Below are 15,590 nucleotides of genomic sequence, written 5' to 3'. Positions count from 1 at the left end.
CGAAATCGATGTCGCAGTGAAAACTCGACGGACCAGAGCCGCCGACAAACCCGCGACTAGCGGTTGAACAAGAACGCGGGGCTGTTGACCAAAGCCCAGACCAAATCTTCCGCCGCAGTCAGCCGCGGGCGGGACGATTGTTTTTGACTTTGCACCACGTCGCGACGCAGACGCACCAGACGCGAATCGTCCGGTGTCGGCGTCTCCAAACGCTTCTGCTGGGCAGCCAGACGGGTCAGTTCGGCGTCCGGCGGGATTGCCTTGTTCGCCTGGACGACCGCCGCGTTGGCTTCGGTCCACGCTTTGTCTTGCAAACGAACGTGTTGTGCCAGTTGTTCCTGCTGTGCTTCGCTGCGGTCGGTCTTGGCGGTCCGCACGATCGCGTCCAGCGATTCGGGCAGCCCCAGTCGAACATCCGCGTCGGTCGTCACGCTGATCCGGAAACGCCCCAGTCGGTGCTTGGCTGCGTTGTGGTACTGGTGAATCTTGAACGTCAACTTCGTTGAACCGGATGTCGCGGCGTCACCGTTGATCGGCTTGGCAAATTGGAACGTCGCCCAGTGCGTGCGGCTGGTCCCACCGGCGACGGCCCAGCCGGACTGGTTTCGAGTCGCCTGGTCGAAGGCGCGTTTGATGTCGAAACCGTTTTGAGTGAAGTCCGCTTGGGCTTTCAATATCCCGACTTTGGTCGGCTTTTGGTCGCCCGTGCTTGCGAAGACCTCAATCTCCGTGACCACAAAGTTTCCGTTGTCGCCACGGCCGGGACCTTTGTTGGGCAAGTCGTCAGCGGCGATCGCTTCCAGTCGGAAACCGGTGATTCCGGCAATCGATGTTTGATAGGTGACCTCGTAAGTTTGTTTGTCGGCATTACCAGTGGCCAGGATCGATCGATCGGCTTGTGGCAACAGCTTCGTCTCCTTGGCAGCTTTGGTCGCCACCGCGGCCAACGGATACCATTCGTTGCGGATCTTCGACGGATCCTTCTTGGCGGCTTGGCCGTTGTATCCGTCGACCCAAGCGTCAATCTTGGCGGCCAATTCCGATTCCACTTTCGCCAATCGTTCCTTTGCCGCGGCGATCCGTTGCTGGCGTTCGGTCTGCAGCTTGGCCAAGACCGGTTTGTATTCGGATTCGCGTTTGGCGATCGCGGCCTTGATTTCCGCCAAGCGTTCATTGCGGATCGATTCCAATTCGGCGCGGCGGACCTTCCAATCGGCTTCGGATTCGGCCAACCGTGATTTCATCAATTGGTGATCGGCGACGACTTGATCCACCAAGTCATTGAAGGCAGCGACTTCATCGTCGGTCGCATGCCGGGCCAGCGCCCGCAGGAAAATCTCGTCGACCAGATCCCCGTTGTCGGCAGTACCGGCCACCAAGCTTTCCAAATCGTTCTTGTCGCTGGTGATCGCGTTTCCGATGGTCGGACCGCTGATCAAAGCCATCACGGGCCCCAGTTCCAGACCGCTGGACCGTTCGCATTCACATGCGCTCTCACGAGCCGGGCGTCCCAGATTTTGCAGGAATCCATCATCCAGCTTCACCCCGGCATCGCCGAGCGCCGCGGCGCGAGTGCCCGGCGCAACGCCCGGGATCGACGACGTCGCGCCGGTGACCGAGTGAACAGCATCAAAAATGACTTCGGCCGGCAATCGACGCGCCGTCGCGTGGCTGTAATTCAGCTGGTCGTCCTGGTTCATCGCGTGCGTTGCGACCGACAACTGATAGGTGCGGCTGGACACGATCGTCCGCATCAACTGACGCACGTCAAAGCCCGATTTCACAAACACGTCGGTCAGGTGATCCAGCAGTTCCGGGTTGGTCGGCGGGTTGCCGGCCCGGATATCGTCGATGGGTTCGATCAAGCCGACGCCCATCAGATAAGCCCACACTCGGTTGACATAGCTGCGAGCAAAATACGGGTTGGCCGGATCGGTCATCCAGCGGGCCAGATCGCCACGCCGCGTATCGGGCAGCGACTTTGCGTCGGTGGCTTTGGATTCTTGACGGCTGACCAACGTCTTCCGGTCGTCTTTCGGCAGATCGAAGGGGAACGCCGGCGCGACCGTTTCTCCGGTGCGAGCATGTGTCATTTCCCCTTCGCTGCGATCGCTGATGATCTCGTACAGCGGCTTGGCACCGTCGACCGCCGTGCCGCCGATCTTCTTTCCGCCGTCGTTGGGGTCACGCTTCAGATCGACTCGGGCGAAAAACGCCGCCATCTGATAGTACTGGTCTTGGGTCCAACGTTCGAACGGGTGGTCGTGACACTTGTTGCAGTTGAATCGAATGCCCAAGAACAAGTGCGTGGTGTTTTCCATCGTGTCTTCGGGCGTCCGCAGAATCTTGTAGTACGACGCCGGCGGGTTGTCCTTGTTGCTGCCGCTGGCGGTCAAGATTTCGCGTGCAAATTCATCGTACGGCTTGTTGTCGACGACGCTTTGTCGGATCCAATCGCGGAACGCCGTGCTGCCTTCGACCCCCAGGAACTTGCGGTTCACCTGCAACAAGTCTGCCCACTTGTTGGTCCAATATTCCACGAACGCTTCGTTTCCGATCAGTTGGTCGATGACCTCCGCACGCTTCAATTGCGACGGCCGCGGATCGGCTTCGAAACGCCGCAGGTCATCGGCGGTCGGCGGCAAGCCCGTCAGATCCAAGTGCACCCGCCGCAGGAATGTTAAATCGTCCGCCAGTTCGCTGGGCACGATTTTCATCCGCCGCCATTTTGCCGCGACCAATTCGTCGATGCGGTTGTAATAAGGCGTATCAACCGCCTGGTACTGTGACCGGTCGCCCATCACGGTCAGCGTGGTCGCCGCATAAGCACCTTCATAGCGGGCCAAAATCGGCGCTTCGCCGCGACGGACCGCCGACAGAATCGCGCCGGACACCACCGTCGCGACTTCCGTGTTGCCGCTTTCGATAAACGCTTCGCGAGTGACATCACGCTGCATCCCGTCGGCGTACGTGGCGACCACTCGGACTTGTTGTCGTCCCTGCGTGCTTTGAACCACCGGGTCCTTTGGGAACACTTCGATCGACTTCACCCGCGGGGTCGTCATGTCCAGCGGCGAACCGGCATGAATCCAACGACGCAGAATGACGTGCGACGGGTCCCCGGGTTGCATCAATACGCCGCCTTCGTGCGGGGTCAGCCCCAGTGGTTTCCGCAACATCAATGATTCTGACGGGTGTGCCGGATCAATCCGACGCGCGGCCAGATCATCGGTCAATGCGCGAATGTCAAAGATCGGGTCGTAGCCTCGCAACGAAAGCTTGAAGCCGTTCTTGCCCGCTTGCGCGCCGTGGCAGGTTCCCTGGTTGCACCCCAGACGGCTGAGCACCGGATTGACGTCACGGATGAAGTCCGGCGTCGCTCCGCCGTCGAACTCCGGTGACATTTCCGGCGTCATGTCTTCGACCGACACATCAATCGTCGCCGTGGCTTTGCCAAAGCGGATCGTCAGCGTGTCCTGCCCGGTGGTCACCGGACGCAACAACGCCGTCCGAGTGCCGACCAGAATGTTTCGCTGACTCTCGTATCGGGCATGTCGCGTCACGTCATAGGTCGACCCGTCGGCGGCATGTCCGGTGACGACCAATTGAGCGTACTGCAGCGGCGACGTGAATCGAATCGCGGTCGGTTGGACCGTCAAACGCTCGATCACGCCGGGATCGTCCAGCGACAAGGGTTCCGCATCGGACGCGCTGTCGTCTTCGTTGCGAACCCACTGGGTCGCATCGAACCGAATGCGTTCGTCTTCTTGGGCCTCGCCCAGCGGCAAGGCGTCGAACCGTTGGACCTGGCCGGACGCGTCGTAACGTCGAAGCGAATTGTCGCCGGCGGCCACCCACAAGCTGCCATCCGGTGCGAACCGGATCGCATAGACGACTTGATCGATGATCTGGTCCAGCACCGTCGTCGTCGCGCGGCCGCGATACTGTTCGACCTTCTGTTTGTCTTCGGCTGATCGATCGGACACTCGTTTGCCCAAGATCTGCTTCAGCTGGTCCGACAGCGTGCCGTCAAAATCGTAGTCCCAGATGGCCACCTGTGACTTGCCGTCCAGCGTTGCCGCCGCAGCGATTCGCGCCCCGGCCGGGTCAATCGCGACGCTGAAGATTCGACCTTTCAAGGCAGGCAAACGGCGGATCAAGTTCGCGTCGTCTCCGATGCGTCGTGTCGTTTCGCGAAAGACGCGATACACCTTGGCCACACCGTCGGCGCCGCCCACCACGACTTCGCTGCGCTGCGGATGAACCGCCACGCCGTTCAGACCGCCGGACAATGCGCCGGGGGTGATCGACGTGATGTTGTCAACGAATCGTTCCGTCGCGACTTCGGTCAGCTTGCATGACATGTCGCGAGCGACCGAGACCAAGTGCGACCCATCAGCGGTGAACCCGGTATCGCGAATCCAGTCTTCATGAGCCCCCTGGAACAACACCTGTTGCCCGGTTTCCGCATCGATCGCGCGGATGACATTGTCGTTCCCGCCGAAGGCCAACCGTTTGGAATCCGGCGACCAACTGGCACCCGACAACGTGTCGGCGGTGAAGTGGACGGACAACCGCAGCGACCGTGATTGCACATCCCAGATCTGGATCTCGCCGTCTTCACCCGGACGTCCCCCCGCCACGGCGATGGAATTTCCGTCGGGGGAAAATCGCACCGATTCGATCCTGGGGCTGTCACCGATCAGTCGCGCCACCACGTCGCCGCCGGACGTTTGGCGGACCAGCACTTCGTGAAAACCGGCGATCGCGATCAAGCTGCCGTCGGGCGATACATCGATCGACGCGATGGTCGGCGGTCCGGCATATCCAGGCGGCGAATCCGCCGAATAACGTGGCCCCGAATCGGCGGGCGAATCGTCTGCAGCACCCTCGGCGATCCAGCGACGGACCAGCGCGACTTCATCGTCATCCAACGCCTTCATCGGTGCGGCCGGCATCGCCGCCACCCCATCGATCGGCGTGATTTGTTCGACCAGATAGCTTTCGTCAGGCTTTCCCGGAACGATCGCCGGTTGCCCCGATTCACCGCCGGCGACCAGCGACGCGAAATCCGTCATCCGATAATCACCCTGGTCCTTCGCCGCTTGGTGACAACCGAAGCAGTTTTGACGAAAGATCGGCAGCACGTCGCGGTGATAGCTGACCGGTGCCGGATCGTCGGCCCGCGATGACTCGGCCCACAGCGTGGCGATAGGACCAAACGCCAGCAGACACCCCAGCAAGGTGAACGGCAAAAGCACGCCGGGGCGCACGGATCCGGTGGTCACGACCGACGGCAACGCCGCCATGCGTGTGGCCTTGAAATTCATTCAATCCCTCACAAATGAGCGAGATCTGAAATTCATCAATAGCCGGTCCAGCACCACATTCGCATCAGGGCGAGCGAAAGATCTACGGCGGAACTGGTAGCCCTAGAAGCGGGCAGGCGGGGTCACTTTGGACACCTTCCAGCATACACGACAAATTGTCGCGGCGGCAAATCATTTTTCACTTGCCCGCGTACCGATGCACCAACGCGGCGATCATATCCGCCACAAACGTCAGGTCTTTCGGTTGACGGACCAACAAGTGATCCGCCCCGGCGAGTGTCACCAAACTGGCCAGCGCGTCGGCGCCCGGCCGCTGGTTGATCAGCGTCTGGATGCGAATCGCCTGGTCGTAGCCGACGGTCTCGTCGACCGGTGAGTGCAGAATCATCGTCGGCAGATCGATCGATGCGATCGCAGCGGTCAAATCGTGCGTGCGAAAGTCTTCCACCATCTGGCGATCAATCGCGTATCGAAAACCTCCGATCGTGACTTCGCCGCGACCTTCACTTTCGATCCGACCGTCCATGTGCACCAGCAAATCCGCCAAGTGCCGCGTGTCGCTGGGGGCGGCCAGCGTGACCAGGCAAGCCAATTCCGCAAGCGGCCCATCATCGGTCCGCCGCCCGGCGGCCATCATCGATGCCGCCCCGCCAAAGCTGTGTCCGACCATGGTTCGTACCGGACCAAGTTGATCGGCGGCAAACCGGGCCGCTGCGTGCAAATCGGCCAAGTTGGTGGTGAAGTTAGTCTGTGCGAAATCCCCCTCGCTGCCGCCCAGCCCCGTCATGTCGTACCGCAGCACGGTCAGACCGGCGTCCGCCAATCGTCGTGAAATCCGGACGATCGCCTTCAAGTCTTTGTTGCAGGTGAAGCAGTGATTGAAAAGGACCACCGGAGCGTCCGGATGCGAATCGTCACGATCGACGATCCCGGCCAACGGAAAACCGGCTCCGCCGTCGAAGCGGACGCGAAATGAATGACGTGGCAAAACAGGCGTGATGGGTTTGGTGGATCGCAGGAACGGAAATCGGCGCGGCAATCGTACACGCAAACCGGCCGAACCACCGCCCCTGACCCGCGGCTGTCCGCAACGTCACCGCTACCCGACCCTGGTGAATGCTGGCCCGATCAGCATGAAGCGTAAGAGCTAAGACGTGGGGCCACGCCCGCTGCGGCCAATCAGTGGCGGGCGGGCTCAGATAGAACCGAAAAACAAGTCGAAGCCAGCCTACGACGGGTCTGACGAAGAATCCTGTTGGTCCTGCAATTGTTCCTCGATGAACTGAAACCGTTCACGGAACAGAAAGCGATCCCACAAGCTGGGGCGGCGCAGATTCGGGTCGTCACTGTCGACGACGTTGCGTTTGCCGCCGGGTGTCCGCAGAATCAAGCGACCGTCCGGTTTGACCTGTTCAACAACCCAGTACTTATCGACCAAGTAGTTGTACGATTCGCCCTTGGGTGTGGCCACAACTCTAGCCGCTCTCAGTCCGGGTTTCGAACTGATCTTGCTCTTGCGATACACGGCCCAATCCCCGGCCGTCCATCCCATCGTGTTGCTTCGTAATCCAATCATATGATTCACCCTTCGATTCACGCAGCGTCATCCACGCCGCGTGTGTCTATTGAAGCTTACCCCCTTGACAGTGTGGGTGCAAAGCTAATTCGCGTTGAATCGACAAAATGCATGGAATCCTCACCTTCTTCGCCAGTTTTTCCACACGCCGTCAACGTCTTCGTCGTTTCTTGATCCTGTCTTGGTCGGAATTTTGCCAGACGACTGTCAAGGCGAACACGAATGCAACGAACCACACAGTAACCGACTTGCTACGAAGGCTGCACCAGGACGGTGCGGTATTGCCAGACTTCGGCTCGGCGGACGTCGCTCCAACGTAGTCCAGGGCGTAAGCAAATCGCAGACCGGACGACCGAGATGAAACCGGCCACTTTCAAAATGAACAAGTCATTCCGCAAGCCGCTGGTCGTCACCGTGTCGATTGCGGCGACCTCCGATGGTGTACACTTCCCATTGATTCGCCGCGAACAATGCATCGAAATCTCACCGAGGGTCGATGCCATGATCCCGCGCACGCCAACCATTTTGTTTTGAGAACCTGATGACCATGCTGACGACTTCGTTGATCGACTGCTTGCAAAGCGCGCAATTGATTGCTCAGAGCGGACGCGGCGTTTTTGGCGTCATTGTCTTGGCGGCCATCTTCGTCGGTGTGTTCTTGCTGGCCGTTCTGGGATTCTTTTTCATCCGTTACGGCAAGCTGTGGTTCCAGGCCTACATGTCGGTCGCCGACGTCAGCCTGGTTTCGCTGATCCGCATGCACTTCACTAAGGTCAACCCGAACGTGATCGTGCAGGCGAAGGTCATGGCGGCCCAAGCCGGATTGAACACCGATCGACGTGACGGGATCAGCACGCGTCGATTGGAAGCCCACTACTTGGCCGGCGGCAACGTGATGAACGTGATCCATGCGATCATCGCCGCCCACCGTGCGGAAATCCCGTTGGATTTTGATCAAGCCAGCGCGATCGACTTGGCGGGACGCGATGTCCTGGACGCCGTCCAAACCAGCGTGTACCCCAAAGTCATCGAATGTCCCGATCCGAAACGCAGCGGTAAAGCAACGCTGAGCGCGATCACTCAAAACGGGATCGAATTGAAAGTCCGCGCACGCGTGACGGTGCGAACCAACTTGGAACAATTGATCGGCGGGGCGACCGAGGACACGGTGATTGCCCGCGTCGGCGAAGCGATCATCAGTTCGATCGGATCGTCCGATACGCACTTTGATGTGCTGGAGAACCCCGATATGGTCAGCCGCGTGGTGTTGGAACGCGGCTTGGACGCCCAAACGGCTTTCGAAATCGTCTCCATCGACATCGCCGACATCGACGTGGGTGAAAACATCGGTGCCCGTCTGCAATCCGATCAAGCCGAAGCCGACACGCGGGTCGCACGCGCTCGGGCAGAACGACGTCGAGCCGAAGCGATCGCGGAAGAACAGCAGATGAGTGCTCGGGTGGCGTCGAACCGTTCGCGTCTGGTCTTGGCCGAAGCGAAAGTGCCCGAGGCGATGGCCGAAGCATTCCGCGCCGGACGCGTCATCGGCGATAACAACTGATCCCGGCGCCTTCGTCGGCTTTCGATCCGCGAAAGCAGCGTCCCCAAACGGTTCCTATTTTCCGATACGCAACACCGCGTCTTGGTCGGTTTCGAAAACCGACGGCCGCTTTAGCCCATGATTCCGTGACGCAGTTCTTTCAGATTGCGTTTGTTTTGGCCAAAATCGCCTTTGCCGACACGTGACTGGCTTTCCGCGTGAACCAGGCAACCGTTGGCATCGGGAACGATTTCCACGTTGATGTCATCGACAAATCCGAACAGTTGGGTCTTCCGCGTCAGGTGCAAACGACAACGACCGTCGCGGCCCTCGTGTCCGATCACCGACCAGTGACTTTGCAATTGCGTCCAGCTTTCCAGTCGTTGTCGCATCGCATCGACGGACAACGCCATCGCAACTGGACGCAAATCATGGTCCTTGGATTCCGCGTCATAGCGGGCGTAATTTTGGGTCAGCCCCTTGATCCAGTTGTCCAACATGATGTTTGCCGTGACGATGGAAAGCGATCAATTCATCCTATGTCAGAAACACCGCTTCTGACCGTTCCAACCGTACGGGTTCGCAAACCTTGGCCGCCAAAAAGCAATCGCCTTCGTTGTTCGATGACGTCGAACAAGACAACATGAACGCCGTGGCGCCGCTGGCGGCCCGCATGCGACCGGACAGTCTGGATCAGTATATCGGTCAATCCCAGATCCTGGGCGACGGCAAATTGTTACGTCGTATGATCGATTCGAAACGGCTGGGGTCCATCATCTTGTTCGGGCCACCCGGCACCGGCAAAACCACCTTGGCGTATTTGTTGGCGAAAGAAACGGGAACGGAACTGCGTCAGTTAAGCGCGGTGTCCAGCGGCGTCAAAGATGTCCGCGAAGTGTTGGCCGAAGCCGGCGACCGAATTGCCGCGGGCGATCCGCCCTTGGCACTGTTCATCGACGAAATCCATCGCTTTTCCAAGTCACAACAAGACGCCCTTTTGCCCGACGTGGAAGCCGGCATTGTGTCGCTGATCGGCGCGACCACCGCCAATCCACACTTTGCCGTCAACGGTGCGTTGATCAGCCGCAGTCAGTTGTTTCAATTGACCTCGTTGACCCCGGACGACGTCGAAACCCTGCTGCGACGCGCCCTGCAGGATCCCGTCAAAGGCTTGGCCGATCACGACGTCCGTGTCGACGATGACGCGATCGCTTTCCTGGCCGAAGCCTGTGAAGGCGACGCGCGTCGGGCGCTGACCGCACTGGAAATCGCCGTGGGCAGTGCGGGTGACGGCAAAGTCGATCGCGCCGCCGCGGCCGAATCGATGGGCAACCGTTTGGCGGGTTACGACTCGACCGGTGATGACCATTACGACCTGGCCAGCGCGTTGATCAAATCAATCCGTGGCAGCGATGTCGATGCTGCGATGTACTGGCTGGCGCGAATGCTGGAAGGCGGCGAGGACATTCGGTTCCTGTGTCGGCGTTTGGTGATCCTGGCCAGCGAAGACGTCGGCAACGCGGACCCCCAAGCACTGACCATCGCCGTTGCCGCCATGCAAGCGTGCGAGTTCGTCGGTTTGCCGGAAGCCCAACTGACGCTCAGCCAAACCGTCGCCTATCTGGCATTGGCCCCGAAAAGCAACGCCGCAACGCGAGCCATCGGTGCGGCCCGCCGTGATGTCCGCGATCGACCGATTCTGGCGGTTCCGGCGGCACTACGCGACGCCCATTACAGCGGTGCGAAAACGCTGGGGCATGGCGAAGGCTACGTCTATGCGCATGATGCCGAGGGCGGGATTGCCGCGCAAGATTATTTGGGTGAAGACCGGCGATATTACGAGCCGACCGACCGCGGATTCGAAGCCACGCTGGCCGAGCGTCTTACGAAGATTCGTCAAATTTTGGGCGATCGCGGAGCGTCTGGCTGACCCGACGAAGCACTTGTTGTTCGTCATCGCTCAGACTGTCGAACCCGTCGCGATGCAGTCGATCCAAGATGTCGTCCAACCGCGCCACATCCATCGCTTCGCCGACTTCGCGCTGGTGTGCGTCTCGCAAACGACGCTCGTTCTTGCGGTCGGTGATTCGTCGCCGCACTTCGTCCAACAACGTTGCACAGGTTTCGCTTTCTTCGCGAGACAACGTTGACACGGCAAAACTGTCCAGCCAAGCCGTCAGGTCTTTCCCACCGGATGTTCCCCACAAGAACGCGCCCACCAATGCCACCACCGACCACGTCGGCAATCGTCCGCCCGGTGATCCGGTCGCCATCGCCAGTGCCGCGACGAACAGCAGCAGCGCAAAAATGCGGATCAGCTTTCGCATCACGACCAGCTTGGGCTCGATCTGGATCGACTGGTTCAACGTTCCGATCAGCGACAGCAAACCGATCCGCCCGAGCGTTCGAGGCATCGGGATCAGCTGGCACAGCATCTGAAACCAAATCAATGCACCGGAGGCTTTCCACGCATCGTCGGCACGACTGAATCCCAACGCCATCCACGACACCCAGCCACCGGTTTGACCGGCACCGTCAACACTGGATTGCGGATGTGCCGCCCCGACCAACCACAACACGAATCCCATCGCCGCCAAGACCTGCAAAACGATCACCACCAACAATGCCGTCCGCTGGGGATGCCATCGGTGGACCGGCAATTCCACGCCGATGATTCCCAGTACCAACGAACGCAGACGCAAACCGGCAAACGCACAGAACCCGATCGACACGGCCGCCTGGACAATCAGACCGCTGCACCAGACCGCCACGCCGGTGATCGATGCGGCGACCAGATCGGAATTTCCCGGTCGACCGGCCAGCACACTGACAGCCCCGAAAACGGCCGCCGCGGCGAAGAAGACGCCGTACGAAATTCCGATTCGTGTCCCCGCGATCCGGCCGGCGGGAATCGAAGCCGTCGAATCATCGACCGCCCAATGCGACGGCCGATCGCTGTCATCCGGCTTCGCCGTCGGGTTCGGGGATCGTTTCGGAAGGCTCATGGTCGTCCGGGGAAGAGATTTCGTTAACCGTTTGGCCGATGCTGTAAGCCAGCCGACCCAGCATTGCAAAGTACAGGAACGTGACAACCACCGTCGCCGACACCGCAGCAAACACGCCGTAGGGCGATCCGTTGACGGTGAACATCAGATACGACAGGTATAGCACGACGAAAAGCAGCCCGGCCGAAAAATAGAAGCCGCCCCAGGCTTCCCGGCAACGCGTCGCACTACGAGCAACCTCCGGCGAAAACGGCGCGAAGACACTTTGCATGTCCAGCATCGACAGCAGTACGAACGGAAACAACGCATAGATCGACGCCATCACCAGAAACAACGTCACCAACGCGTTGCTGCCGAAAACGGCCAGCCCCAAAAACGCCGCCGGGGCACTGACAAGCCCGATCGCCGCCCCACACGTCACCAACGGACCGAACCACGTCATCGGGTCCAGCACCTCCGGCCATCCCATGATCTCATCCGCCTCATTGGCCACCGCCTCCATGATCGCGAACCCACAAGCCAGGGTCATCGCGGCAAAGATGATCACGCCGACGAACAACCCCATCGGCAAAATCGGAACCATCCAAAATGCCGCCACCAACGCGGACGCACCGCCACCCAAAACGCTCATCAGAACCGCGTACATCACCACCGACGGGTCCTTGAAGACGCCGAAAACGTCGGCGAACCAGGCCATGATGTCGGGCGTGTCGTAGTTCTCCGGTTCCTCTTCGATCTCTTCTCGCTCGGCCGAATCCAACAACTCCTTCGCCGACTTCATGAACGGATCCGCTGGTCGTGAAGACTCCGCCGTGTTGCTGAAGGAAAACGATTCGACCTGGTCCAAGTCCACCTTCGGCTTTTGAACGACCTTGGGCGGCGGTGGAACGACGATCGGCGAATGACAGTCGTAACACTGAATCGTCTGACCGGCCTGGTCCGCAGTCACATCGGTCGGCGAATCACACACCTTACAGCGGACGCGATACTGGGTTTCGTACTGCACTGGCACCGCGGTCGGTGACTTTCCGGGCGCCGATTTTGATCCGCCAGTCGAACTGGGCGGCGGCAAATCAGGCAGATCCGGGATATCCCCGAACAGGTCATCGCCATCACCGCCCGATCCGTCCCCGAACAAATCGTCTCCGTCGGGTAATTCTCCGAACAACGGGTCGTCATCGTCAGACGCGTCGGCCGGCGTCGGCTTTGGTTTCGCTTTCGGCGTTGCGGGCTTCTTCGATGCCGTGGCAGGATTCAGGGGCTTTTTGGCTTTGCCCGCCGGCGGCGCATCGGCCTTCGGCATCACGTCATCCAGATTCAGCCAATCGTCGTCGTCGTTGGCTTGTGGCGCGGCGCCGGGGACCAAAAACGTCATCTGACAATGCGGGCAACGAACCTTCTTTCCCGCATGGTCGCTGCTAATCCGCACCGACTTGCCGCACGAGGGACAGGAAAGTCGTTGCTGGGTCGACATGGCCGAGGATGAGTTATCGGGGACGAAGAGGCAAAGAAGAAAATCCAACCCTGCCAAAAAACGCGGTGGCAATCGGATCGTCGCGAAGTCGCCATTGTAAGGCGGTCGCGTGGTCCCTCCTACACTTATCGGGCCGAATCCGCCGGCCAAGGGGGCGTTGAAACGGGTTTGCCTGGGCCAGAGTGGACCGCCGAGACCAAACCGGCGGCCAGAAAATGAAGCCATGGGGAAGAAAAAGCGTTCACCGGCCTCTGCCCCACAGGCCGGTCGCTGCGAGACCTTAGCAACATCGGACGCCCAGCACCACCCACACGGGGTTTTTAGCCACCCCGAAAATTGACATTTTTCTCAGCCTGCGGTACCGTGCGCGCCAGGCGGGACAGGGGTTCCGTCGATTCGACTCGAAGCACGGGAGAACACCAGGATGTTCATGAATGAGTCTGTGACTAAACGTATTCGTTCCGCGGCCGCCAAACGTCGTCGCCGCCGGCTGCGTTTGGAATGTCTTCAGGGCCGACTTTTGATGGCAGGTGACTTGACCAATGAAGTCAATCCGCTGGACGTCAACGGTGACGACCAGGTCAGTGCGGGCGACGCACTGCTGGTCATCAATCATCTGCAGCGCAGTGCCCACGCCGAGGGCGAACAGGCATCGCTGTACTACTTGGACGTCAACGGTGACGAATCGGTGACCGCCGGCGATGCCCTGATGGTGATCAACGGGATCGCACGCGCCCAATCGGATCCCTCCCCACCGCTGGGCGTGGACGTAGAAAACGGTACGCCCGATGAAGTGATGCACAGTGGCAATGTCGAAGTCAAACGATACGGCAAAGACGTGCATCTGAATTTCACCGGTGACGACGGCGACTTCGTCGTCACGATGCCGGAACCGGGAATCTTGGAAATCGATCGTTTCCGTGACTTCGAACCGATCCCGGAATTTGATTCGCTGGCCGAAGGCGAACAAATTGCCGAAGAACAATTTCCCTATCGCGTCCCGCTGGGCGACGACCTGTTCATCAAGATGTACGGCGCCGGGACGATCGTCGAACTCAGCGGGGTCGACGTGCCAGACGATTTGATCGTCGATGCCAAAGCGGAAGACACCATCTTCTTGGTCTATGGGACCCGCGTCCACGACGACTTTATCTATCGCGGCAGCGAAGGCAACGACGTGGTCGACATCGACGCGATCGATGAAACGGATGAAACAGGCAGCGAATTCGGCGACGTCGTCAACATCCGCACCAAGGGCGGTGACGACGAAGTCTACGTCTATCACACGCGAGTCCGAAACGACTTCTTTGCCGACCTTGGCAGCGGCAACGATTCGATCGAATTCTGGCGTGCCGAACTGGGTGACGACGGCAAAGTGCTGGCAGGTTCAGGAGACGATTTCCTGCTTCACTATCAACTGCGGGTCCATGACGACTACATCGTTCACGGACAGGACGGGGACGACGGTTTGTTTGCCGAAGAGATCGAAGTCGGCGACGACGCGCTGCTGTTCCTGCAAGACGGAAACGACGAAATCGGATTGAACTTTATCCGTGTCGGTGATGTGGGCGAAATCAACGGCGGCGACGACTATGACACTCTGCTCGCCGACGAAGACACCATGGAAGTCCGCAAACCTCGCATCCGCAACATCGAAGAAACCCTCCCCGTCCCCTCCTTCTAAAAAGGGGGTCAGGCCCGCCCCTCAAAAGGGGTCAGGCCTCTTTTCTGGTCCGGGACGCCCCTGAACGGCCCCGAAACCGGGGGCAGGCGTTTCTTCGTGTCCGAGTCGAAAACTCCCTCCGTCCCCTTAATCTTCTATTTACTAGTTCCCAATTTTAACAAGTCGAATTAGCAAAGTGCTTTGTGATGCGCGCGACCTATCTGATGTGTCAGCAGGCAAGAGTAAACACCTTGGGGGGGAGGCGAATGCGCTTCGCATCTCAAGGAACTGTATGCTAAGCTGCTCGTTTGATCGCTACAGTAGGTCGTGAACGGCGAGGCGCTTTCGATGCGTTTTCGAATTAGGTGGTCTATCAGATACCTGCTTCTTCTAGTGTTGATTAGTGCGGTCGCGTTCTATATTAAGCAACGCGAGCCTTTCAGTACAAGTTCTTATAGCATCAAATATGACGTTCTATACTCTACAGATCGCGAATCTCCGATTGGCTTTGGAATGATCGGATGGCGTACGTCAGGCCCGGTAACGGATGCGAGTTTCGCCTACATTGTAGTCAATCCCAGACATAGGCTAAGTGGCCCAAACGAGAGTCTTGAATGGAAGGGGAATGTTCCCTATTTCTGCGGGAGAAAGGCCTGGCCCCGACGCGACACATTTGTTTTGGCAATCAAGCAGGACGAAGCACTCGTCTTTTTTGACGAGATTACTGATCAAGAGACGACGGATCTCTTCAAGTGGAATTGGACGGGCACTTCCGAACAGTATTCCGATGCGCTCTGGAGAGTTGTCGAGGATCTTGAGGCGGACGGTCGACTCAAGTCACGTAACTGAGCCGCTTCAGCTAAACCCAAGCAAGGGCTCACGCCTTACCAAGATTTACCCACTTATTTCGTGGGAGAGCCAAAAGGTCCATCTGGGAACTCTGTGGGCCGGCTAGAGTTCTCCGTAATGTTGAGATCCGAAAAGGGGTCAGGCCTGAATGGG

At 59.2% G+C, this 15,590-nt stretch carries 10 protein-coding genes; 3 read left to right on the top strand and 7 right to left on the bottom strand.

Annotation, left to right across the window (positions count from 1 at the left end; all coding sequences use genetic code 11):
• Nucleotides 1-56 precede the first annotated feature (56 nt).
• The 4 genes from HFP54_RS23000 to HFP54_RS22985 all read right to left on the bottom strand — a co-directional run bounded on the left by HFP54_RS23000 (nt 57) and on the right by HFP54_RS22985 (nt 7,382).
• Entirely contained in the window at nt 57-5,330 is a 5,274-nt protein-coding gene (locus HFP54_RS23000) for a DUF1549 domain-containing protein (RefSeq protein ID WP_235952242.1), read from the bottom strand.
• Between the two features lie 178 nt (nt 5,331-5,508).
• On the bottom strand, nt 5,509-6,318 hold the full coding sequence (locus HFP54_RS22995) for an alpha/beta hydrolase family protein (RefSeq protein ID WP_168566956.1): 810 nt from the start codon (nt 6,316-6,318) through the stop codon (nt 5,509-5,511).
• 240 nt (nt 6,319-6,558) lie between these two features.
• On the bottom strand, nt 6,559-6,915 hold the full coding sequence (locus HFP54_RS22990; RefSeq protein ID WP_235952240.1) for a hypothetical protein: 357 nt from the start codon (nt 6,913-6,915) through the stop codon (nt 6,559-6,561).
• A 242-nt stretch (nt 6,916-7,157) separates the two neighbouring features.
• Nucleotides 7,158-7,382 carry a hypothetical protein gene (locus HFP54_RS22985; RefSeq protein WP_168566955.1) on the bottom strand — a complete coding sequence of 75 codons (225 nt, stop codon included), beginning with the start codon at nt 7,380-7,382 and terminating at the stop codon, nt 7,158-7,160.
• A 65-nt stretch (nt 7,383-7,447) separates the two neighbouring features.
• Here HFP54_RS22985 and floA point away from each other — a divergent pair, with 65 nt between their 5' ends.
• A complete protein-coding gene (floA, locus tag HFP54_RS22980) occupies nt 7,448-8,467 on the top strand; it encodes a flotillin-like protein FloA (RefSeq protein WP_235952238.1) in 1,020 nt (339 codons plus the stop codon).
• A 110-nt stretch (nt 8,468-8,577) separates the two neighbouring features.
• Here floA and HFP54_RS22975 read toward each other — a convergent pair whose 3' ends face one another.
• Entirely contained in the window at nt 8,578-8,946 is a 369-nt protein-coding gene (locus HFP54_RS22975; RefSeq protein ID WP_168566953.1) for a DUF1499 domain-containing protein, read from the bottom strand.
• A gap of 143 nt (nt 8,947-9,089) precedes the next feature.
• Between HFP54_RS22975 and HFP54_RS22970 the strand changes: the two genes are divergently transcribed.
• Complete coding sequence (locus tag HFP54_RS22970; RefSeq protein WP_168567026.1) at nt 9,090-10,376, top strand: replication-associated recombination protein A; 1,287 nt, start codon at nt 9,090-9,092, stop codon at nt 10,374-10,376.
• Here HFP54_RS22970 and HFP54_RS22965 read toward each other — a convergent pair.
• Complete coding sequence (locus HFP54_RS22965; protein ID WP_146413535.1) at nt 10,330-11,451, bottom strand: hypothetical protein; 1,122 nt, start codon at nt 11,449-11,451, stop codon at nt 10,330-10,332. The two genes, HFP54_RS22970 and HFP54_RS22965, sit on opposite strands and share 47 nt — an antisense overlap.
• Nucleotides 11,405-12,826, bottom strand: coding sequence for a hypothetical protein (locus tag HFP54_RS22960; protein WP_168566952.1), 1,422 nt, complete (start codon nt 12,824-12,826; stop codon nt 11,405-11,407). Before HFP54_RS22960 ends, HFP54_RS22965 begins: the two co-directional genes overlap by 47 nt.
• A 541-nt stretch (nt 12,827-13,367) precedes the next feature.
• Between HFP54_RS22960 and HFP54_RS22955 the strand changes: the two genes are divergently transcribed.
• Nucleotides 13,368-14,609 carry a dockerin type I domain-containing protein gene (locus HFP54_RS22955; protein WP_315853960.1) on the top strand — a complete coding sequence of 414 codons (1,242 nt, stop codon included), beginning with the start codon at nt 13,368-13,370 and terminating at the stop codon, nt 14,607-14,609.
• Nucleotides 14,610-15,590 lie beyond the last annotated feature (981 nt).

Origin of the sequence: Crateriforma spongiae (assembly GCF_012290005.1) — a bacterium.
GTDB classification, from domain to species: domain Bacteria; phylum Planctomycetota; class Planctomycetia; order Pirellulales; family Pirellulaceae; genus Crateriforma; species Crateriforma spongiae.
Note: the sequence above shows the minus strand (reverse complement) of the source record. Positions and strands in the feature narration are given on the sequence as shown.

Excerpts from the sequence above, each read along its gene's own strand:
- HFP54_RS23000 (WP_235952242.1), bottom strand. The coding sequence starts at position 5,330 with ATGAATTTCAAGGCCACACGCATGGCGGCGTTGCCGTCGGTCGTGACC.
- HFP54_RS22985 (WP_168566955.1), bottom strand. The coding sequence starts at position 7,382 with ATGCATTGTTCGCGGCGAATCAATGGGAAGTGTACACCATCGGAGGTC.
- floA (WP_235952238.1), top strand. The coding sequence starts at position 7,448 with ATGACCATGCTGACGACTTCGTTGATCGACTGCTTGCAAAGCGCGCAA.
- HFP54_RS22975 (WP_168566953.1), bottom strand. The coding sequence starts at position 8,946 with ATGTTGGACAACTGGATCAAGGGGCTGACCCAAAATTACGCCCGCTAT.
- HFP54_RS22970 (WP_168567026.1), top strand. The coding sequence starts at position 9,090 with ATGAACGCCGTGGCGCCGCTGGCGGCCCGCATGCGACCGGACAGTCTG.
- HFP54_RS22965 (WP_146413535.1), bottom strand. The coding sequence starts at position 11,451 with ATGAGCCTTCCGAAACGATCCCCGAACCCGACGGCGAAGCCGGATGAC.
- HFP54_RS22960 (WP_168566952.1), bottom strand. The coding sequence starts at position 12,826 with ATGACGTTTTTGGTCCCCGGCGCCGCGCCACAAGCCAACGACGACGAC.